Genomic DNA, 807 nt, shown 5'->3' with positions numbered 1-807 from the left:
ATTACAATCTCTGTTGCCAATCCTTTGCGCGGCTGCTGTTCATACAGAAACGGCTCCCAAGGCGGGCCTGCCAAACGTAGAGCTTTCTTAGGCGCCACATTCGATGCGCCTTCATCATTAAGGCCTTGACCTGCAAACACCCTCATACTGACAAGCAGCAACCCGCCAATCAGTATGAGAGCATTTCGAAGCACTGGTAGCATAAACAACAATACCCTGATCAGGACTTTAGCTGTTATCAGCTAGATAGAACCAGGTATCAAGCACCGAATCGGGATTTAGTGAAATACTATCGATATCCTGCTCCATTAACCAACGCGCTAAGTCAGGATGGTCTGAGGGGCCTTGCCCACAAATACCAACGTATTTGTTTGCTCGCTTGCAAGCGTTAATAGCATTTTCCAGTAGTGCTTTAATCGCCTCGTTACGCTCATCAAACAAGTGAGCAATGATTCCAGAATCTCTATCGATACCGAGTGTTAACTGAGTTAAATCATTGGAACCAATTGAGAAACCATCGAAGTGCTCCAGGAACTGATCTGCCAAAATAGCATTTGCAGGCAGCTCACACATCATAATGACTTTCAGGTCGTTCTCACCACGCTTTAGGCCTTTCTCGGCCAGCAATTCTACCACGTGCTTGGCCTCGCCAACTGTTCTGACAAAAGGCACCATAACTTCAACATTGGTCAGGCCCATTACATCGCGTACACGCTTAAGCGCTTCACACTCTAAATAGAAACAGTCACGGAAGGTTTCAGAAATATAGCGCGATGCACCACGGAAGCCGAGCATGGGGTTTTCTTC

2 protein-coding genes are annotated in these 807 nt (G+C 47.0%); both read right to left on the bottom strand.

Translation table 11 applies throughout. The features are described 5' to 3' along the window. The coding region (locus A3756_RS28520) for a hypothetical protein (RefSeq protein ID WP_231875454.1) at positions 1–203 on the bottom strand (203 nt) is incomplete at its 3' end. Between the two features lie 25 nt (positions 204–228). Beyond that, the coding region (locus A3756_RS01965; protein ID WP_304438842.1) for a putative PEP-binding protein at positions 229–807 on the bottom strand (579 nt) is incomplete at its 5' end.

It is taken from the genome of Oleiphilus sp. HI0086, from assembly GCF_001635225.1.
This window is presented reverse-complemented; position numbering and strand designations above follow the sequence as displayed.